The 19,246-nt window shown below is 69.6% G+C and carries 21 protein-coding genes, 1 tRNA gene and 1 pseudogene; 9 read left to right on the forward strand and 14 right to left on the reverse strand.

Annotation, left to right across the window (positions count from 1 at the left end; genetic code table 11):
• Positions 1-169: 169 nt before the first annotated feature.
• From Q0C41_RS21555 to Q0C41_RS21565, 3 genes are read right to left on the reverse strand one after another with little or no spacing between them, the layout of a single operon-like run.
• The gene (locus Q0C41_RS21555; RefSeq protein WP_291987371.1) at positions 170-1,165 is read right to left on the reverse strand and encodes a hypothetical protein; all 996 of its coding nucleotides are present in this window, start codon (positions 1,163-1,165) and stop codon (positions 170-172) included.
• Entirely contained in the window at positions 1,162-1,641 is a 480-nt protein-coding gene (locus Q0C41_RS21560; RefSeq protein WP_291987373.1) for a universal stress protein, read from the reverse strand. Before Q0C41_RS21560 ends, Q0C41_RS21555 begins: the two co-directional genes overlap by 4 nt.
• Before the next feature lie 32 nt (positions 1,642-1,673).
• Complete coding sequence (locus Q0C41_RS21565) at positions 1,674-4,142, reverse strand: cation-transporting P-type ATPase (RefSeq protein ID WP_367079290.1); 2,469 nt, start codon at positions 4,140-4,142, stop codon at positions 1,674-1,676.
• Positions 4,143-4,414: 272 nt separating this feature from the next.
• Here Q0C41_RS21565 and Q0C41_RS21570 point away from each other — a divergent pair, with 272 nt between their 5' ends.
• On the forward strand, positions 4,415-6,172 hold the full coding sequence (locus tag Q0C41_RS21570; protein WP_291987376.1) for an HAD hydrolase family protein: 1,758 nt from the start codon (positions 4,415-4,417) through the stop codon (positions 6,170-6,172).
• Between the two features lie 48 nt (positions 6,173-6,220).
• Here the strand turns inward: Q0C41_RS21570 and malQ are convergent, their stop codons facing one another.
• A complete protein-coding gene (gene malQ / locus Q0C41_RS21575) occupies positions 6,221-7,801 on the reverse strand; it encodes a 4-alpha-glucanotransferase (protein WP_291987378.1) in 1,581 nt (526 codons plus the stop codon).
• Positions 7,802-7,937: 136 nt separating this feature from the next.
• Between malQ and Q0C41_RS21580 the strand changes: the two genes are divergently transcribed.
• On the forward strand, positions 7,938-8,255 hold the full coding sequence (locus Q0C41_RS21580; protein WP_291987380.1) for a hypothetical protein: 318 nt from the start codon (positions 7,938-7,940) through the stop codon (positions 8,253-8,255).
• A 16-nt stretch (positions 8,256-8,271) separates the two neighbouring features.
• Here the strand turns inward: Q0C41_RS21580 and Q0C41_RS21585 are convergent, their stop codons facing one another.
• The 3 genes from Q0C41_RS21585 to uraD form a co-directional block, all read right to left on the reverse strand.
• Positions 8,272-8,529, reverse strand: coding sequence for a hypothetical protein (locus Q0C41_RS21585; protein WP_291987382.1), 258 nt, complete (start codon positions 8,527-8,529; stop codon positions 8,272-8,274).
• Between the two features lie 138 nt (positions 8,530-8,667).
• Complete coding sequence (locus Q0C41_RS21590; protein ID WP_291987384.1) at positions 8,668-8,847, reverse strand: hypothetical protein; 180 nt, start codon at positions 8,845-8,847, stop codon at positions 8,668-8,670.
• A gap of 76 nt (positions 8,848-8,923) precedes the next feature.
• The gene (uraD, locus tag Q0C41_RS21595; RefSeq protein ID WP_291987386.1) at positions 8,924-9,421 is read right to left on the reverse strand and encodes a 2-oxo-4-hydroxy-4-carboxy-5-ureidoimidazoline decarboxylase; all 498 of its coding nucleotides are present in this window, start codon (positions 9,419-9,421) and stop codon (positions 8,924-8,926) included.
• Between the two features lie 128 nt (positions 9,422-9,549).
• Here uraD and pucL point away from each other — a divergent pair, with 128 nt between their 5' ends.
• The 6 genes from pucL to Q0C41_RS21625 are packed head-to-tail and all read left to right on the forward strand — an operon-like array spanning position 9,550 to position 15,284.
• Positions 9,550-10,395, forward strand: a complete 846-nt coding sequence (gene pucL / locus Q0C41_RS21600; RefSeq protein ID WP_291987388.1) for a factor-independent urate hydroxylase — start codon at positions 9,550-9,552, stop codon at positions 10,393-10,395.
• A 1-nt stretch (position 10,396) separates the two neighbouring features.
• On the forward strand, positions 10,397-10,750 hold the full coding sequence (uraH, locus tag Q0C41_RS21605; RefSeq protein WP_291987390.1) for a hydroxyisourate hydrolase: 354 nt from the start codon (positions 10,397-10,399) through the stop codon (positions 10,748-10,750).
• Positions 10,750-11,958, forward strand: a complete 1,209-nt coding sequence (locus tag Q0C41_RS21610) for an allantoate amidohydrolase (RefSeq protein WP_291987392.1) — start codon at positions 10,750-10,752, stop codon at positions 11,956-11,958. Before uraH ends, Q0C41_RS21610 begins: the two co-directional genes overlap by 1 nt.
• Entirely contained in the window at positions 11,951-13,285 is a 1,335-nt protein-coding gene (gene allB, locus Q0C41_RS21615; RefSeq protein ID WP_291987395.1) for an allantoinase AllB, read from the forward strand. The genes Q0C41_RS21610 and allB overlap by 8 nt, the downstream gene beginning before the upstream one ends.
• Positions 13,273-14,046, forward strand: a complete 774-nt coding sequence (locus Q0C41_RS21620) for a cupin domain-containing protein (RefSeq protein WP_291987397.1) — start codon at positions 13,273-13,275, stop codon at positions 14,044-14,046. The genes allB and Q0C41_RS21620 overlap by 13 nt, the downstream gene beginning before the upstream one ends.
• Positions 14,043-15,284 carry a M20 family metallo-hydrolase gene (locus Q0C41_RS21625; protein WP_291987399.1) on the forward strand — a complete coding sequence of 414 codons (1,242 nt, stop codon included), beginning with the start codon at positions 14,043-14,045 and terminating at the stop codon, positions 15,282-15,284. The genes Q0C41_RS21620 and Q0C41_RS21625 overlap by 4 nt, the downstream gene beginning before the upstream one ends.
• Positions 15,285-15,295: 11 nt before the next feature.
• On the opposite strand, the gene Q0C41_RS21630 is transcribed toward Q0C41_RS21625, so the two are convergent.
• The 6 genes from Q0C41_RS21630 to Q0C41_RS21655 all read right to left on the reverse strand — a co-directional run bounded on the left by Q0C41_RS21630 (position 15,296) and on the right by Q0C41_RS21655 (position 18,390).
• On the reverse strand, positions 15,296-16,777 hold the full coding sequence (locus Q0C41_RS21630) for a nucleobase:cation symporter-2 family protein (RefSeq protein WP_291987401.1): 1,482 nt from the start codon (positions 16,775-16,777) through the stop codon (positions 15,296-15,298).
• Between the two features lie 23 nt (positions 16,778-16,800).
• A complete protein-coding gene (locus tag Q0C41_RS21635) occupies positions 16,801-17,034 on the reverse strand; it encodes a hypothetical protein (RefSeq protein ID WP_291987403.1) in 234 nt (77 codons plus the stop codon).
• Positions 17,035-17,191: 157 nt separating this feature from the next.
• Positions 17,192-17,488, reverse strand: coding sequence for a hypothetical protein (locus Q0C41_RS21640; RefSeq protein ID WP_291987405.1), 297 nt, complete (start codon positions 17,486-17,488; stop codon positions 17,192-17,194).
• Positions 17,489-17,579: 91 nt separating this feature from the next.
• Complete coding sequence (locus Q0C41_RS21645) at positions 17,580-17,705, reverse strand: hypothetical protein (protein WP_291987407.1); 126 nt, start codon at positions 17,703-17,705, stop codon at positions 17,580-17,582.
• Positions 17,706-17,835: 130 nt separating this feature from the next.
• Positions 17,836-17,924: transfer RNA gene (locus tag Q0C41_RS21650), tRNA-Leu, on the reverse strand.
• A 106-nt stretch (positions 17,925-18,030) separates the two neighbouring features.
• Entirely contained in the window at positions 18,031-18,390 is a 360-nt protein-coding gene (locus Q0C41_RS21655) for a hypothetical protein (RefSeq protein WP_291987409.1), read from the reverse strand.
• A 93-nt stretch (positions 18,391-18,483) separates the two neighbouring features.
• On the opposite strand from Q0C41_RS21655, the gene Q0C41_RS21660 reads away from it, so the two are divergent.
• Positions 18,484-18,930: a hypothetical protein gene (locus tag Q0C41_RS21660; protein ID WP_291987411.1), complete on the forward strand. Its 447-nt coding sequence runs from the start codon at positions 18,484-18,486 to the stop codon at positions 18,928-18,930.
• A 39-nt stretch (positions 18,931-18,969) separates the two neighbouring features.
• Here the strand turns inward: Q0C41_RS21660 and Q0C41_RS21665 are convergent.
• Positions 18,970-19,246: pseudogene (locus tag Q0C41_RS21665) on the reverse strand (hypothetical protein); the annotation flags it as partial.

The following is a 19,246-nucleotide window of genomic DNA, read 5'->3' on the forward strand; positions in this document are numbered from 1 at the left end:
GGCCGCGCGACGGCGTGACGTGCACGAGCAGCAGCGGGCGGCGCAGGGCGGCAGCCAGCCTGGCCGCGATGGTCGCCGCCGATGTCGCCGACGCGGTGAAGTCCGTGCCGCACACGATGGCGTGTTGGAGTTGTTTCGATGTTCCTGCCATGGCAGCCTTCCTGCCTCCTCACGACCTGGTCACGAACGCCAGCCAGATCGTGCAGGTGTAGATGACGGCGATGGCGCCGGTATCCCAAGCGACACGAAAGCGCTTCGTCAGCACCTGCTGGGTCAGGCCGATCAGGAACACCGCGTTCATCAGCACCACCGCCAGCGCAGCGATCAGGTGACTGTGGTCGACGGCACTCAGCAACGGCCCCCCCGTATAGGCGACGTCGTTGAGCCCCAGGACCAGCAGATTGAAGAGATTGCTGCCCAGGATGTTGCTGATGCCAAGACTCAACGCGCCCATGCGGACCGCAGCGACCGAGACGACGACCTCCGGCAGCGATGTCGTGATCGCCATGAACAGGCTGCCAACGAAGGCCTGCCCGAGGCCTGTCTCCCGTGCCAGCCCGGCGCCCAGCACGGGCAGGTACAGCGCCGTGCCGACCACGAAGAGGGCTGCCACGCCGTAGCGCACGAGCGCCGATCGCAGGCTCAGGCGGGCATTGGCTGGATTGGCTGGCTCGAGCTGGCCGCAAGCGGCCCGCCTCTGGCGATCATGGGTGAACATCACCCGCATCGCCATCGCATACAGGGCGATGAGGAGAGGCGAGTACAAGCCGACCCACCCGACAACGGGCCAGTGTCGGGCGGCGGCCAGCCCCAGCGCCGCAATGGCCATCAATGCCAGGCCGCAACCAATCGCCAGCGCATGGCCCTGGTGGGCCCGAGCGCTGATGCGGTCCGGCTGGATGGCATCCATCAGCGACAGAATCAACAGGTTGAACATGCAGCTGCCAAGCACGTCGCCGACGGCGATGTCCGGCAGCGGCGTGAGTGCCGTGGCCCCGAAGCCGGTGAACAGCTCGGGCAGACTGGTCGTGGCGGCGAGCAACACCGCGCCAATCCAGCTCCGGCCAAGACCACTCTTCTCGCCAATCGCGTCGCCGTATCGGGCGAGCTGCACACCGGCGACGACGATGACACAGGCGGCACCGGCAAACAGCAGCCACGTCACGGATGTTGCCTGCCGGCGTGTGGCTGCGACACGTCCCAGCGCCGCGACCGCACCACCTCGACGGAACACCCCGCACGCGCGGTGACGGCCGCCGACACCGAACCGAGGAGGATTCGCTCGAGCGAGCCTTTCCCCTGTGAGCCGACCACGATCAGGTCGGCATCCCATGCCGCCGCTTCTGCCAGAATCGCGTCGGCCGCTCGTCCACTGCGAACCGCGGTCTCAACCGACACGTCGCAGCGGCACGCTGCGTCGAAGGACGCGGCGGCCTTCTCCAGGGCGTGGCCTGCCACGTCCCGGAAGGACGGCGGGACACCAGGTGCGCGGCGAGGCGCCTCGGTTGGTTCCAGCTCCGCCCCGTGCTCGTCCACATACAGGATCCGGATGAGCGACTGGGGCGGCCACAGCCGGTGCGCCATCTCGCGCACGGCCGTCAGGCTGTCATGGGAGCCATCGACGGCAACGAGGATCCGCATGGGTGATGGTGTCGACATCGGGACGCTCTCCTTCAGACGCGGTGGACGTTTCGCCGCCACATGCCATGACTGGCGGCCTCGGCCACCGCCCACGACAGCAGGACGCCACCGGCCACCCAGAGGACCGTATCGAGCGCCAGCGGCTCGAGCCCCAGGAAAAGACGAAGGCTCGGAACGAGCACCGTCGCCACCTGAAGGAGGATGCCGAGTACGACGGCCACGTGCAGCCACCCGTTGGCCAGTGGCACCACCTGGACATGTCGTGCCGGATACGCGAAGACGAGCTGCGCAATGGACTCGAAGAGGAAGACCAGCGTGCGGGTCACCGCCACGCTGAAGCCGTAGAGCGGCAAGGCGAAGAGCAACGCCCCTCCCGTCGCCGCCTTGACGACCCCGGTGACCACGATGAACTGCAGGGACGCACGATCGAGCAGCGGCGCCTTGGGATCACGAGGAGTCTGCTCCATCAGACGAGGGTTGCGATCGAGCGCCAGGGCCAACGCGGGCGGGCCGTCGGCGACGATGTTTATCCACAACAACTGCACGGCGGTCAGCGGAAGCAGAAGTCCTCCGGCGGGATCCTTCAGGTCCAGCCAGTAGGACCCGACCACGCCGCCTACCACCAGCAGCACGAGCGCGAGGTTGGTCGAGAACAGGAATCGAATGAACTTCTGGATGTTCTCGTAGATGCCGCGGCCTTCCTCGACGGCCGCGACGATCGTCGCGAAGTTGTCGTCAAGGAGAACCAGATGCGCGACTTCACGCGACACGTCGCTACCGCGTTGTCCCATCGCCACGCCCACGTCGGCGCGTTTGAGCGCAGGCGCATCGTTGACGCCGTCGCCGGTCATGGCCACCACTTCGCCTGACGCCTGCAACGCCTCGACCAGCCGGAGCTTGTGCTCGGGTGCAACCCTCGCAAAGATGTTCGTGGTCTGCACCGCGCGGTGCACATCGCCCGACGACATCTGCTCGAGATCGACGCCCGTCAACACCGGGCTCGGCGGTATACCGACCTCCGCTGCCACGGCCAACGCCGTGGCAGGGTGGTCTCCCGTGATCATGACGACGCGAATGCCGGCGGCCTGCGCCTGGCGAATCGCATCCGGCACCTCGGGCCTCGGCGGATCCCACAGCAGGACGAGACCGAGGAACTCGAGGCTCTCGTCACCCTCCCCCGAACGAGTGGCGAGGGCGAGCACCCGACAGCCCTCGCGCGCATGGCCTTCGGCCTTCTCCTCCCAGCTGCGTCGCTCGGCGATGCTCAGGGTCGAGCGCGCGATCAGGACCTCGGGGGCCCCCTTGAGGAAGTTCACCCGGCGCCCGGCGTCATCCACCGTGACACGCATGTACTTGTGCCGACTGTCGAAGGGCAGCACGCCCCGTCGGGGATGACTCGTGACGATCTCCCTGACATCCAATCCCTCGGCACGCGCGTGCTCGAGCAGCGCAAGCTCGAGGGGGTCGCCGGCGCCTGTCGCCAGGTCGGCATCGTTGGCCAGGACCATCGCCATCAGCGCCCGCGCACTGTCGACGGTGTCGAGGCCCTTGACGAACATTCGATTCTCGGTCAGCGTGCCTGTCTTGTCGGTGGCGATGACCGTGACCGACCCGAGGGCTTCGACAGCCGAGAGTCTGCGAACGACCGCCTTCCGCCGGGCCATCCGCTCCACACCGAGCGACAGCGCCAGCGTCAGGACCGCCGGGAGTCCCTCCGGCACTGCGGCCACGGCCAGAGCCACGGCAAACAGCAGCACATGCCCCGTGCCGGAAAGGCCTTCGACGTAGAGTCCGCCCGCCGTGATGGCGATGGCGAGCACGAGCACGACTTTCGCGATCTGCGTGCCAAACACGCCCAGGCGTTGCTCGAGCGGAGTCTTCCCTGCTTCGATGCCACCGATCATCACCGCCAGCCGGCCCATGGCGCTGTCGGCGCCGGTACGGCGGATCTCCACGTATCCGAAGCCGCGCACCGCCAGCGTGCCACTGAGGACGTCGCCGCCGGCCTCCCTGTCCACGGGCACGGACTCGCCAGTCAGGATCGACTCGTCGAGGAGAATGCCCTGGGCCTCGACGAGGACGCCGTCCGCGGGAACGCGATCGCCCGCCTCGACCCTGACGACGTCCCCCGGGACCAGTTCAGTGGCCGGGACATGCGCGAGCTTGCCATCACGCAGGACCCACACCAGCGACGCAGCCAGCTGCTTCAGGCGCTGGAGCGCCGCCTCGGCCTTCCGTTCCTGGTAGACGCCGAGGCCGGCGTTGAACAACAGAATGCAGGCGATCGCCATGCTCTCGATGGCGAGCCCCTCGGCACCTTCCAGCGCCCAGATCCCCAGATCGATCATCAACGCGATCAGGAGAATGTAGATGAGCGGACTCTCGAACTGGCGTGCGAAGCGGCGCCAGAGCGGATCGGATTCCGGTTCGGGCAAGGCATTGGGGCCAGCGGTCGCCAGGCGCGCACTGGCCTCTGTCGTCGATAGTCCGCGCAGGTGCATGGTCGTCATGGCGATCCGCGAAGCGGCGCGCTGGAGCCAACGCCGTAGCGACTCTACCAGCCGATTTCTCGGAGTCCCGTACAGGAAATCTCGTCAGATGGCGTCGGCACGACCAACATGGCGTGGTCTCGCGGATCCGTCGGGCGGCTCGACGGATCGGAGCGGAATTGTCGGCTGGTTCGCTGCGAGGGGCTGCACGACGATGGCGCTGTGCGGTGACGCAGCCAGCAGGCGCTGCTGGAGCCACCTCTGCGGACGGGGAGGATCTCGAGATGAAGTTCGGCGTGCTCGCGCTCGACTACGACGGCACGATCGCCGCAGCCGGTGCGCTCGACCCTGACGTGCGGGCCGCCATCGCGGAGGTCCGCTCGACAGGAGTGGTCGTGGTGCTGGTGACCGGGCGGATTCTCGACGATCTGCGCAGGGTGGCCGGCGATCTGAGGTTCGTCGATGCCGTGGTCGCGGAGAACGGCGCCGTGCTTGCCTATCCAGCGACGGGGCATTCGATGGTGCTGGGCCCACCGCCCGCGCCGCGCTTCGTCGAAGAGTTGCGGCACCGTCAGATCGAGATCACCATCGGTGCCTGCGTGGTCGAGGCAAGCGCGGAGGCTGCCCACAGCATCCTGGCCCTGGTGCGCGAGATGGAACTTCCCCTGGTGCTCCTCTTCAATCGGGGTCGACTCATGATCCTGCCCGAGACCGTCAGCAAGGCCGCCGGCCTCCGCGAGGCGCTGGCCGGTTTGCGACTCTCTACGCACAACGCGATCGGGATCGGCGACGCCGAGAACGATCACCGACTGCTCGAGGTGTGCGAAATCGGCGTGGCCGTTGGTTGGGGAAGCCGCGCCCTCAAGGCCACTGCGGACGAAGTCCTCGAGGGTCCGGGGCCCGCGGCCGTGGCCGACTATATTCGGCGTGCGGCGGCCAGCCCCAGCCTGTCGCCGGCGCGTGTCGGGCGGCGTCGCCTCCTGCTCGGGCACGACGCGACCGGGACCCCCGTGGAACTGGCCGTCCGTGGCGGGAACGTCCTGGTGGCAGGAGACCCGCGGTCAGGAAAATCGTGGGCGGCCGGGTTGATCTGCGAACAGTTGATCTTCTATCGGTACTGCATCTGTGTTGTCGACCCCGAAGGCGATTTCACGGGACTGGAGCAGCTGCCGGGCGTGGTCGTCCTCGGAGGCGATGACCCACCGCCACGGTCCCGCGACCTCGTCCGCGCCCTGCGTCATCCCGACATGAGTGTCGTCATCGACCTGTCGCGGCTCGGACATGTCGACAAGCTGGAGTACATGCAGTCGCTTCTTCCGACGTTGTCGATGTTGCGGCGGCGAACGGGACTCCCCCACCGGATCGTGGTGGATGAGGCGCACTATTTCCTCGGTGGTGGCAACGTCCATGAACTGCTCGACCTTCAGCTGGGCGGTTACACGCTGGTCACGTATCAGGCGTCGAACCTGCACCCGGACGTGCTGGCCGCCAACGAGACCACGATCGTGACCCTGGCCACTGATCCGCGCGAGGTGGAGGCCTTTGCCGCCATGAGCGGTCGGCCTGACCGGTGCCACGAGTGGGGGGCGGTGCTGGGGCAGCTCGACCTGGCCGAAGCCGCCGTGCTCCCGCATCGTCGGGGCGACGCTGGACACCTGCGCCGCTTCAGACTCGTGCCGCGGCTCTCGTCGCACGTGCGCCATCGCGAGAAGTATCTGGATGTGCCAGTGCCCGCCGGACGGGCCTTCGTCTTCTGTGCCGATGGCCGCCCGACTGGCACCCGGGCGGGCACGCTGAAGGAGTTTCTGGAGATCGTCGCGAGCACGCACCGTGGCGCCCTGGATGGCCATCTGCGCCGCAGCGACTTCTCCCGCTGGATCGGCGATGTGTTCGGCGACCACTATCTCGCGTCACAGATCTGGAGGCTCGAAGAGCAGTACCGCGTTGGGTGGGCCGAGGACGTCAACGACCGGATGGTCGATGCGATCCGCGAGCGCTATGAGCTGCCGGACACCCTGTCGGTGCACATGTCACGGCGCTGACGGGTTCGTCCACACCCGGGCTCGCGGCGGCCTGGTCGACGACCGGCCCTAGAGGTCCGGTGCGGTCTCCTGCCGGGCCGACGACGCGTACGTCTGCTCGGACGCAGGCACCCGCCCGTACAGGTCGGCGAGATCCCGCAGGCGTGCGGCGTGCGCGGTCGTGAGTGCGCCGGCGGGCATCCGCCACCGCCAGTTGCCGGAGGCCCGGCCCGGGATGTTCATGCGGGCGTCGCTGCCGAGCCCGAGCACATCCTGCACCGGGATGATGACGGTCTCGGCCACCGAGGCCAGGCAGGCGCGGATGGCGGCCCAGTGCAGGTCGTCGGCGCCCGCCGTCAGATAGGCCTCCGCGTAGCGTCGCTCGCGGGCCACGTCCTCGGGCGTCCGCGTGCTGTCGCCGGTACTCCCCCGCGCCCATCCCATCATCGTGTCGTTGTCGTGCGTCCCGGTGTAGGCAACGCGATCCCGCGTGAAGTTGTGTGGCAGGAAGTCGGACGCCTGAGGGTCGGTGCCGAAGGCGAACTGCAGGATGGCCATGCCGGGCAGTCCGTGCGTGGCCCGCAGCGCCTCCACATCCGGCGTGATGAAGCCCAGGTTCTCGGCCACGATCGGCAGCGGCCCGAGGGCGGCGGTCAGCGCCTCGAACAGGTCGCCGCCCGGCCCGCGCTGCCACTCGCCGTGCATCGCGGTGGTCGCATCGGCAGGGACCTGCCAGTACGCGACGAACCCGCGGAAGTGATCGAGGCGCACGCGATCGACGAGGGTGAGCGCCATGCGCAGGCGGCGGATCCACCAGGCATAGCCATCCGCCCGCATGCGATCCCAGCGATACAGCGGATTGCCCCAGAGCTGTCCGGTGGTGCTGAAGTAATCCGGGGGCACGCCGGCGACCACGCGCGGCATGCCGTCCTCTCGAAGGTCGAACAGGTCGGGCTGCGCCCACACGTCGGCGCTGTCGTGGGCGACGAAGATCGGCATGTCGCCCATCAGCGCAATCTCGCGAGCCGTCGCCGCCTCGCGCAGCGCCTCCCACTGGACGAAGAACTGCCACTGCGCGAACGCATGGCGACGACAGGACTCCGCGTGCGTGGCTCGGGCCTCGGCGATCGCGGACGGCTGCCGGTCGCGCAGCGGCGCCGGCCACGACGTCCACGGGCGCATCGCCTCGGCGTCCTTGAGCGCCATGAACAGGCTGAAGTCGTCGAGCCACCAGGCCTGCTCGGCGCGGAACATGTCGAAGGCCGCGTGCTGGACGGCCGTCGCGCTGGCGGCGAACCGGGTGAAGGCCCGCGTGAGCAGCGCCAGACGCGGCGTGATGAGCTGATCGAAGTCCGCCACCTCGGCCGGCAGCGCCTCGAGGGGGCTGAGGTCGTCGGGCGACAGCCAGCCTTCCTGGACCAGACGGGCGGGACTGACGAGCAGCGGATTGCCGGCCATGGCCGAGAAGCACTGATACGGCGAGTCGCCGTAGCCGGTCGGGCCCAGCGGCAGCACCTGCCAGACCCGCTGCCCGGCATCGCGGAGCAGGTCGAGGAAGTGATGCGCCTCCGGGCCGAGGTCGCCGATCCCGAACCGTCCAGGCAGGGAGGTCGGATGCAGCAACAGACCGCTCACACGCGACGAGGCCATGGCCGCAGTATGCGCGATGCGAGAACCTCAGCCGGGGGCCTGCACACGGGCGTCAGCCCTCGATTGCGGCCGGTGCCCTCTCGTGCCGATGACAGGGCCAGCGGTGCAGGACCGTCGTCCTCCCGCGGGAGTGCCCATGGTCATTGGTCCCATCGTGCTCATCCTGGCGGCGGTCCCGATGCTGTGCGGACAGCTCTCACCGCGCGGGCCGCTCGGTCCAGGCTCCGACACCACCCACATGTCCGACGACGAGTGGTATCGCACCACGCGGGTGGCCGGCGGCGCGTTCCTCGTGGGCGGCCTCATCTGGCTGCTGGCGGCGGTGCTCCTGCCAGGTCACTTCGACACCGTGCGCCAGGAGCGCGAGACGATCGCGTTCATCGGCGCCATTGCGGTCGCCGCGGCCCTGGTGGTGTCGGTGCTGTACGTCGAAGGCGGGTCGGAGGACTGGTGAGGCGGGCCGCGCCTCGTCAGGCCACACGGCGCTGCACCGTGCGCGCGACCGCGGCGTCGCGGACGTCGGAGGCGACCGGTGCGGATGCCGCCGCGCGTCGAAGCGCGACGAACACGCCGACCATGCTGAGAACGAGCGCGACGGTGGCGGCGACCTCGGCGCCCGTGATCCACACCGCGGCCAGCGCGAGGGGCGCACCGAGCACCAGCCCGCCGGCGTAGGCGAGCGCGAGATCACGGGACCAGCCGAAGAGCAGACGAGAATCGATGGGCATGGTCTGCAGTGGCGCGAGGGGGTCGCACCGACGGCATGTGCTGGCCTGCACAGCATGCAACAGGATTCATGGCAGAAATGCTAAATCTTTGTTAAAAGGCTGAGGTCGCCGCCATCCGACCGCGCCGACGCGCGACCGTCAGCGAAGCGTCCAGGTGGCCGAGAGCCAGAGCAGGATGGTCGAGCCGACCAGAATGGCCACACGGCGCACGCGGTACTGCCACAGCCGTTCCTGCGCTTCCCCACGCGCCACCCACTGCTGCCACTGCGCGTCTCCCTTGGTGCTCACCCGAACCGGCGTCTGGAACATGGCTGTCATGCGCCGATCGTGGCATCGCCGAGGCGTGGCTGTCTGTGCCGGGCAGCACAGTGCCACCCCGCACGGCCGGCATCGGTCAGGGGGCCACCACGCCCTCGAGGCGGAACGCGGCGATGCGGAACACCTGCAGCAACGCGGTCTCGAACTCCTCGACCGGGGTCGAGGCCAGACGCGACTCGAGCGCGGCGAGGACCTCGCGCGGGGTGCTGCCTCTTACGGCAAACAGGAACGGGAACCCGAAGGTGTGACGATACCGCTCGTTGGACGTCTGGAGGCGGTGGTGTTCGTCGGGGGAGAGCTGATCCAGACCGGCGCCCGCCTGCTCGCCCGTGGAGGCCGCCGACATCCTGGTCCTGGCCCCCAGATCCGGATGGGCGCGCACCAGGCCGAGTTGCTCGTCACGCGACGCCGCTCGGACCTGCTGTGTCATCGCCGCATGGAGCGCCGCGCCATCGGCAAAGGGCCGAGCGTCCCAGGCCCGTGCGGCCACCCACGGCGAGTGCTCGAACACCCAGCCCACGGCGTCCACGAACTCGTTACGGTCGAGCTGATTGACCTGCGCGATCGTCAGCACGTCGACGCCCTCCTCACGCGTTCCCCGTCACGTCTCCAGAGTCTCACGAGTGCTGCGGTACCCTTGCGGGCACGATCGCGCGCTGCCAGTCGTGGGCGCATCAATGCAGGGACTCGAACGGGGCGTGCGTGAACACATTCGCGAGCGGCTGGAAGCGGAACTACTACGGCAAGGGCGACGTCACGGCGTATCGCCTGCAACGCGACGGCAGGACGCCCGACGGCACCAGCGCCGTGTTCGGCGCCACCGTGAAGATGCTGGTCTACGGCGACGCCTTCTGGCCGACGTACACGACGGGCGACAACACCGGGCTGATCGCCACCGACTCGATGAAGAACTTCATCCAGCGCCAGACGATGGCGTTTGCTGGCCACGACCTGGAGGCCTACAGCCTGTTCCTCGCCGAGACGTTCCTCGCGCGCTACCCGCAGGTCGAGGGCGTCCAGGTGTCGGCCGTCCAGGTGCCCTATGCCACCCGCGGCACGTGGAGCTTCGCGCCGGGCGGCCCCGAGCAGGCCACGGCACGGGTCGAGGTGACCCGCGCGGGCGTGATCGAGGCCACGTCGGGCATCCGGGGCTTCCGCCTGCTGCGCCTCGGGGGCAGCGCCTTCACCGGTTTCGTCCGCGACGAGTACACGACGCTGCCCGAGATCGCCAATCGCCCCCTGCACATGTGGCTCGACCTCGAGTGGGACTACACGAGTCCGATGGCCGCGTCTTCGGAAGGCACCGTCTCGCGCACCATCGCGCGACTCACGCACGACGTCTTCGATGCCTTCAGCTCCGGCAGCATCCAGCAGGTGATTCACCAGCTCGGCACGCGCATCCTGGAGGAACTGCCGTCGATCGCGGCGGTGCACCTCGAGGCCAACAACCGCACGTGGGACACCATCGCGGAGGATGGCGACACCGTCGGCGTCTACACCGAGGCGCGCCCGCCGTACGGCTGTCTCGGCCTGAGCCTGACGCGCTGACATGGCTCGCCTCTCGACCCACGTGCTCGACACCACGCGCGGCCGGCCGGCGGCCGGCCTGACCATCGACCTGCACCGCGTCGAGGCCGCCACGCGCCTGCACGTGTGCACCGTGACGACCAATGCCGACGGACGCACCGATGCGCCCCTGCTGTCCGGCGACACGATCCCCACCGGCGTCTACGAACTCACCTTCCACGCCGGCGACTACCTGCGGGCCGATGGCGTGGCGCTGGTCGAGCCGCCGTTCCTCGACGAGATCGTCATCCGCTTCGGCCTGGCCGACGCCTCGGGGAGCTACCACGTGCCCCTGCTGCTGTCGCCGCACGCGTACAGCACCTATCGGGGCTCCTGATGTCGCGCTGCCTCGACGCCGCACGTGGCGCCATCGCGCGCTGCCAGATGCTGGCCACCTGCAGCGAGGAGCCCGGACGCACGACGCGGACGTTCCTCTCGCCGCCGATGCGGGACGTCCACGGTCACCTGCGCGCGTGGATGGAGGCGTGCGGCATGGAGGTGCGCCTCGATGCCGTCGGTAACCTGCGCGGCACCATCGGCCAGGGGCCCCGCCTCGTCATCGGCTCGCATCTCGACACGGTGCGTGACGCCGGTGCGTACGATGGCGTGCTCGGGGTGGTGCTCGGCCTCGCGCTCGTCGAGCTGCTCGAGGGGCACGTCCCCTTCACGCTCGAGGTCGTCGGGTGCGCGGAGGAGGAAGGCGTCCGCTTCGGCGTGCCGTTCCTCGGCAGCCGCGCGCTCGTCGGCACCGCGGCGCCACTGCTCGATCTCGCCGATGCCGACGGGATCTCCGTGAGGCAGGCGATCCGGTCGTACGGACTGGATGCGGACCAACTCGAGGAGGCGCGTCTCGACGCGGCCGGCTACCTCGAGTTCCACATCGAACAGGGTCCGGTGCTCGAGCACCTCGACGCCCCGCTCGGCGTGGTCGACGCCATCGCCGGGCAGTCGCGACTCGACCTCACGTTCACCGGACAGGCCAATCATGCCGGGACGACGCCGATGCCGCTGCGGCGGGATGCGCTGGCGGCGGCGGCCGAGTGGATGCTGCTCGTGGAGCACGCCGCGCACACCACCTCCGGGCTGATGGCGACGGTCGGCCAGCTCCATGCCACGCCCAACATCCGCAACGTCATCAACGGCCGCGTCGTCGCCAGCCTCGACGTGCGACATGCGACAGACGAGGTGCGGCGCGCGGCGGTGGATCACCTCTGTGAGGGGGCACACGCGATCGGTCGGCGGCGAAGCGTGGCCGTGGACATCGCGAGGCATCTCGATCAGCCGGCTGTCGCGATGGCCCCGGCCCTGACGGGCATCCTGGCGGAGGCCATCGCCGCCACGGGGCTGACCGTGCATCACCTGACCAGTGGCGCCGGACACGACGCCATGATCGTGGCGCCGCAGATGCCGGCCGCGATGCTGTTCCTGCGGAGCCCGGGCGGCATCAGTCATCACCCCGACGAACGCGTCCTGGTCGAGGATGTCGCTGCGGCGCTCGAGGTCGGCCTGCAGTTCCTCCATCGGTGGGATCCGCGACATGCATGAGATCGTGATTCGGGGCGGCACGCTGGTGACGCCAGAGGGACTCGTCGACGCCGATCTGGCGATCGGCGACGGACGCATCGTGCACATCGCGCCCGGTCTCTCGGGCGGGACCGAGGAGATCGATGCCAGCGGCCTGCACGTGCTGCCCGGGGTCGTCGATGCGCACGTGCACTTCAACGAGCCCGGCCGCACCGAGTGGGAGGGGGCCGCCACCGGGAGCCTGGCGCTGGCCGCGGGTGGCGGCACGACGTTCATCGACATGCCGCTGAACTCGACGCCCTGCACGGTCACGGCGGCGGAGTTCGAGCGCAAGCGGGCCGCGCTGGCGGCCGCGTCGATCACCGACTTCGCGCTGTGGGGAGGCCTCGTGCCCGGCAACCGCGACGACCTCGGGGCGCTGGCCGAGTCGGGGGCCATCGGGTTCAAGGCCTTCATGTCGGACTCCGGCCTGCCGGAGTTCCCGCGCGCCGACGACCTCACGCTCTTCGAGGGCCTGCAGGAAGCCGTGCGTCTTGGGTTACCTGTGGCCGTGCACGCCGAGAGCGAGGAGATCACGGCGGGTCTCTCGGCGCGGCTGCTCGCCGCGGGCCGCACCGGGGTCCGCGACTTCCTGGCCTCACGCCCGGTGGCAGCGGAGGTGGAGGCCATCGCGCGTGCGACACACCTGGCGGGCGAAACCGGCGCCCGCCTGCATCTCGTGCACGTCAGTTCCGGCCGCGGCGTTGCCGTGGCGGCCGAGGCGCGGGCCCGCGGGGTCGACGTGACGATCGAGACGTGTCCGCACTACCTCTTCTTCACGACCGAGGATGTCGAACGGCTCGGGGTCGTCGCCAAGTGCGCGCCGCCGATCCGCGATGCCCGTGAGCGCGACGCGTTGTGGCAGGCCGTTGCCGACGGGACGATCGACATCATCGGGTCGGACCACTCCCCCGCGCCGCCGGCGCTCAAGTCCGGTGAGTTCTTCCGGGCGTGGGGCGGCATCGCCGGCGTGCAGTCGACGCTGTCGGTCCTGCTGGATGCCGGCGTCCACGCACGCGGGATCGCACTGCCACGCATCGCGGAGCTGCTCGCCGCGACGCCGGCCGCACGGTTCGGCCTGCGGCAGAAGGGCGCGATCCGCGTCGGGGCCGATGCCGACCTGGCCCTGGTGGCGCTGCACGACACGACCACGCTGGCCCATCCGCTTCATCGACATCCGATGAGCCCCTACCGTGGCTCATCCTTCCGCGGCGTCGTCCGCCGCACCCTCCGGCGCGGCGAGTCCATCATCGTCGACGGCGCGGCGACCGCGCGCAGCAAGGGGCACCTGATCACATGTTCTCGCTAGGCCACACCCGCAGTGCGCATCGCGCCGACCACCTGGTGCACACGCCAGACACGTTCATCCGGGCAGCCTGGGCCGGCATGTCGCGTGCGGTGGCGATCGTGCATGCGTCGCCGACCATCGGGGCCGGGTTCACGCAGTACACGGTGGAACTGGAGGCTGACGGCTACGTGCCGCCGGCGTCGGTCCAGCGCTTCGTCTATGTGCTGTCCGGCGACGTGCAGATGGGAACGGTCACGCTGGGCCCTGGTGGGTACGCCTACCAGCCGGGGGGCGAAGACAGCGCCCTGCGATCGACGAGCGGGGCCCGCGCGACCGTCATCGAGAAGCCGTACGTCCCGTTGCCGGGCACGGACCGCTCGGCGAGCGATCCCTCCCAATCCGGCGGTCCCTCCCAGTCCGGCGCGGCGGCCCCGGCAGCGTTCTCCGGAGTGGAGCATGCCATCGCGTCACAGCCCGTGCTGGGCAATGCGGACCTGCAGGTGCGATCGCTGGTGCCGGCCGATGTCGTGTACGACTTCGCGGTCAACACGCTGGCCTACAACCCGGGCGCGTCGCTGCCCATGGTGGAAGTGCACGTCATGGAACACGGCCTGCTGTTCCTCGAGGGCGGCGGCATCTACCGCCTCGGCGATGCGTGGTACCCCGTGACCGAAGGCGACTTCATCTACATGGCGCCGTGGTGTCCGCAGTGGTTCGGCGCCATCGGCAAGACGCCCGCCAAGTACCTGATCTACAAGGACTGGAATCGGGCAGCGCTGTGACGATCCCACGCATCGATGGCGATCGGCTCGCGGCGCGGTTGCACGCGCTCGCCGCGTTCTCGACGAGCCAGGCCCCGGCCGTCACGCGCGTCGTCTTCACGGATGAGGACCGCCAGGCACGCGCGTGGTTTCGCGCCTGCTGCGAGGAGGACGGCCTGACCGTCCGCGTCGATGCGGTCGGCAACACGTTCGCGCGCTGGGACGGCGCGGATCCGTCGCTGCCGGCAGTGGCCACCGGATCGCACATCGATGCGATTCCCAACGCCGGCATGTACGACGGGACGGTCGGCGTGCTCGGCGCCCTCGAGGCCGTCAGTGCCCTGCGCGCCACGGGCGTCGTGCCCAGGCGCAGCCTGGAGGTGGTCCTGTTCACCTCCGAGGAACCCACGCGCTTCGGCATCGGGTGTCTCGGCAGTCGGTTGCTGGCGGGGCGGCTCGAGGCCGACAGTGGGACACGCCTTCGCGATCGCGACGGCGTGACGCTCGACGAGGCACGTCAGGCGGCGGGCTTCACCGGCGACCTCGCGTCGGTGGCGCTCGGGCCGACGCACTACGCGGCGTTCGTCGAGTTGCACATCGAGCAGGGCCCCCTCCTCGAGCAGCGCCACATCCCCCTTGGCGTCGTCACCGCCATCGCGGCACCGGCGAGCCTGCGGGTCACGGTCGACGGCGAGGGCGGCCACGCGGGCGCCGTCCTGATGCCCGACCGCCGTGATGCGTTCCTCGCCGCGGCCGAGGTGGCGTTGGCGGTGGAGGCGGCGGCCGTCGCCACCGGGGCCATCGACACCGTCGGCACCACGGGCGTGTGCCATGTCTTTCCCGGCGCGGTCAACAGCGTGCCGAGCCGATGCGACGTCGAGATCGACGTCCGCGACATCGACCAGGCGCGTCGCGATGCGGTGCTCGCGCGGATCGCCGCCGCCTGCGCCGAGATCGCGGCGCGACGACGGGTGACGATCGAGACCGCGGTCGTCAATGCCGATCCGCCGGCCGCGTGCGATCCGGCGGTGGTGGACGCGCTGACGGCCAGCTGCGAGGCGCTGGGCCTCGCCCACGATCGGATGATCAGCCGGGCGTATCACGACGCGCTGTTCATGTCGCGCGTCGCGCCCACGGCCATGCTGTTCATTCCGTGCCGTGGCGGTGTGAGCCACCGCCCCGACGAGTACGCCTCGCCGGAGGACATCGCGCGCGGCGCACAGGTGCTGGCGCTCACGCTCGCCCGCCTGGCTGGCTGACGGCCCCACCTTCAGGCCGATGCGTCGAGGTGCACGGCCTCCTCGCCCGGCGTCTGCGGCCGGCCACCGTTGAAGTACAGGTTGAGCAGCACCGCCGCGATGGACGTCAGCAGGATGCCGGACTCGAGCAGCGGACGCAGGCCGTGGACCATCTGCTGGGTCCAGCGCGGCGCCTCCTGCGGCACCATGCCGCAGCCGACGGCGATCGCCACGATGTAGAGATTGTGCCGGTTGCCGCGGAAGTCGACGGTCGACAGGATGCGGATGCCGCTGGCCACCACCATCCCGAACATCACGAGACCGGCCCCGCCGAGCACGAACAGCGGCACCGCCTCGACCAGGGCCGCCATCTTCGGCAGCAGGCCGAGGCCGATCATGATCACGCCGCCGGCCACGCACACCCAGCGGCTCCTGACGCCAGTCACGCTCACCAGGCCGACGTTCTGCGAGAAGCTCGTGTAGGGAAAGGTGTTGAAGAGGCCGCCGATGAGCGTGCCGAGCCCGTCGGCACGCAGGCCAGCGGTCAGTTCGGCGCGCGACAGCGGCTTGCCGGTGATGTCGGACAGCGCCAGGAACATCCCGGTGGACTCGATCATCACCACGACCATCACCAGCGTCATGGTGCCGATCAGGAAGGCGTCGAAGGTGGGCGCCCCGAAGACGAAGGGATACACCAGGGCGAACCACGGCGCGCTGGCCACCCGATCGAAGGTCATCTCGCCCATCGCCGCCGCCACGCCACAGCCGGTGACGGCGCCGAGCAGCACGGCGATGTTGGCGAGGAACCCGCGCAGGTAGCGCGTGATCAGCAGGATGACGACGAGGACGAACGTCGCGACGGCGAGGTGGTCGAGGGCGGCGTAGGCCGGGTTGTCGACCATCGGCACCGTGAGCGGCATCGTCGTCGTGCCCGCCGGCCGGGACGCCAGGAGGGCTTCGAGCCGCGGCACGTCCACACGCTGGGCCGTGCTGGCGGGACCGCCCATCGCCCATCCGATACCGACGCGCATCAGGCTGATGCCGATCATCACGATGATCGTGCCGGTCACCACGGGCGGAAAGAACCGCAGCAGGCGTCCCATCACGGGCGCCAGCAGCATGGAGAGGATCCCGGCGCCGATCAGCGCGCCGAAGATCGCGCGCGCGCCGTCGGTGCCGCCCTGCACCTGCGCCACGGCGACCATGGGGCCGACGGCCGCAAACGTCACGCCCATCATCACCGGCAGACGGACGCCGAAGAAGCGCGTCACGCCGAGCGACTGGATCAGGGTGACGATGCCGCAGCAGAACAGGTCGGCGGAGATCAGGATGGCGACCTGCGCGGGCGTCAGACCGAGGGCGCGGCCGACGATCAGCGGGACCGCCACGGCGCCGCCGTACATCACCAGCACGTGTTGCAGACCGAGCACCGCCAGGCGTGGGAGCGGCAGACGCTCGTCGACGGCGTGCACGCTGGCGGACGACCCGGCGAGGCCGGTCGAGGACTCGGTCATCCCCTATTGTCGTACGAGGTTGGTTACGACTCCCCCGGACGCACGATGCGCGCCGGCCGGATCTGCATCGAGAGGTCGGTGAGGTCCGGCAACGTCGCCTCGACGAAGGCATCGAGCGCCTCGAGCAACTCGTGTCGACCGAGCGTCTCCTCGTCGGCGGCCTGCAGCCGACCATTGAGTTCGATCAGCCCGGCGCCGATCCGGTCGAGGACGTCAGCGGCGCTGATCGCCCGCTCCTGTTGCACGTCGTGGGTCATGGGTCTCCTTGCGATGGCGCTGGGGAACAGGTGGACTCAGTCATGAGCCCTGAGCCCTGAGCCCTGCAAGGTTGTGCGGCGACGGGCGTCGCGTCAAGCACAGCGGGGGGCCAGCGACGCGAGCATGACACGCCCGCACCTGGGACGCCGCGACGGTCTACCACCCCCAGCGAAACAGCGGGGCCGCAACGCGCAGGTCCTCGTTGCACTTCGCGCAGGTCAGGGCCACGGGTCTCTGTCCATACCTCCCCAGGGTCGCCAGCTGGCAACACGTGGGACAGCGCACCCCGAAGACGATCGCGAGCCCGATCGCGAGCGCCGTGATGGTCAGCACGACGACCGCGAACTCCGTCAGCCATCCCAGGTCCAGGGCCACTCCACCGGCGAGGAGCGCGGCGATCGGGGTCAGCGCCGCGACACACATCACCGTTGTCACACTCCACAGCTTCGGCATCGCCGTTCCTCCACAGGCGCAACCGCTCTGACGCGCGCCTGACATCCAGTGCCGTGCGCGTGCCGAGCCGTGAGGCTGCCCAGCCCCGTACTCACGGGCGGCGTGACCACCACTGCCAGACGCGGCACGTGCCGACCACGAGCGCCGTCAGGAGCGCGGCCACCACCGCGGCCTGCACGACACCCACCGGTTCGACGTGCGCCGTCCATCCAACCATCTGGAGACTCCTGGTGGAACTGAATGCAAGTCAGGGTGCCGGGAGCGGGCATCGAGCTCGTCGGCGAGCCCGCAGGGCGGAGCCGCGAGCCTGAGGACCGCTCCCGCAGCACCGCGAGCGCAGCGAGAGGTGGTGCCGGGAGCGGGAATCGAACCCGCACATCGCTTCCGCGATACAGGATTTTAAGTCCCGTGCGTCTGCCAGTTTCGCCATCCCGGCCTGCAGGCAGCGGGCACTGGCGTCCAGCCCCCGCCGCTCTCTACGCTTCGCGCCTCTTGCCTGATGCGACATTCGGCATTCGGCATTCGGCATTTCCGAGTTCCCCCTAGTGCACCACGCCTGCCGACGTCGGGGCCTTGACCGCCTCGGTGAGCAGCGCGTCGAGTTGCTCGAGCGGCATCGCGAAGGGCCCGGCCACCGCCGACGCGCTGTGGATCTCCAGCGCGATGACGACGCCCTTGTCGTGCGGCGAGACGATCCAGTTGATGCCGCGGAAGGTGAGCGCGGCGGGCTCGTCCGTGCGACCGGGGTTCAGCGCACGGTCGATCGCCAGCAGCGTGGTGTGCAGCACCGTGCTCGCATCGTCAGCGGTCCAGGCCGAGGGGTCCTCCCCACCGATGTGGTGGATGGTCTCGGTGAACACCTTCTCGTTGTGGCGGAGCATGATTTCGACGGTATAGGTCATGGGTAGCGGACTCTGAACGGTTCGGAACGGCAAGAATTGCACATTTTGCCGGTGGGCGGGCGGCGACACCGCGGCGCTGCTACACTCCCGCCGATGCTGACGCCCGGTGAATTCGTGGGACGCGTGGCCGAGTGGGTGGCCGCCTTCAACCGGGGCAGCCTCGACCTGCCGGACGGCATCCTGCACAAGGACGCCGTGTTCCGCCTGAATGGACGGGCCTACGACGACACGTTCGGCCGACCGACCACCGACCCACTGGTGCGCCTGGTGGCGCGCGGCCCCGGGGGCTACCGGCTTCTCGTGAAGGCGCTGCAGTACACGCTCACCGCCCCCGAGATCGCCCTGCGCAACTTCGAGATTCGGCACGGCCTCGCCACCGGCCACATCGACCTCACCGGCCGACTGCGCGATACCTCCGAGGCCTGGGTCAGCAACGCCGACGTCGCGATGACCGTCGACATCGACGGTCACGTCACCGAACTCGCCATCCAGATGGACACGGACCGGGTCGCGCGCCTGCAGCAGGCCCGCGAGGCCTGACGGCAGCCCCTGCCGGGGGATGCTGCCCGCTGACTGCGGTCAGCGCCCGGTCTCCATCCAGCGCGCCCGCAGTTCGGCCACCACTGCGGCATCCACCGGCTGCGCAAACGACTGGCCCGCCCTGGCGAGGCGCCCGACGTGCAGTTCACGCAGAGTCGTCCGCGCCGTCAGCACGTCGATCCCGTCGAGCGTGACGCCGCCGCCGACGATGACGCGGATCGGCGCGATGCTGGCCTGCAGTCCCTCCAGCGCCTCGGCGCGGTCGGCCCACGACCCCGCCCCGCCCCCCGAGAGCACGCGATCCACCGCCGGGCAT

This window comes from Luteitalea sp. (genome assembly GCF_022842525.1).
Classification (GTDB): Bacteria; Acidobacteriota; Vicinamibacteria; order Vicinamibacterales; family Vicinamibacteraceae; genus Luteitalea.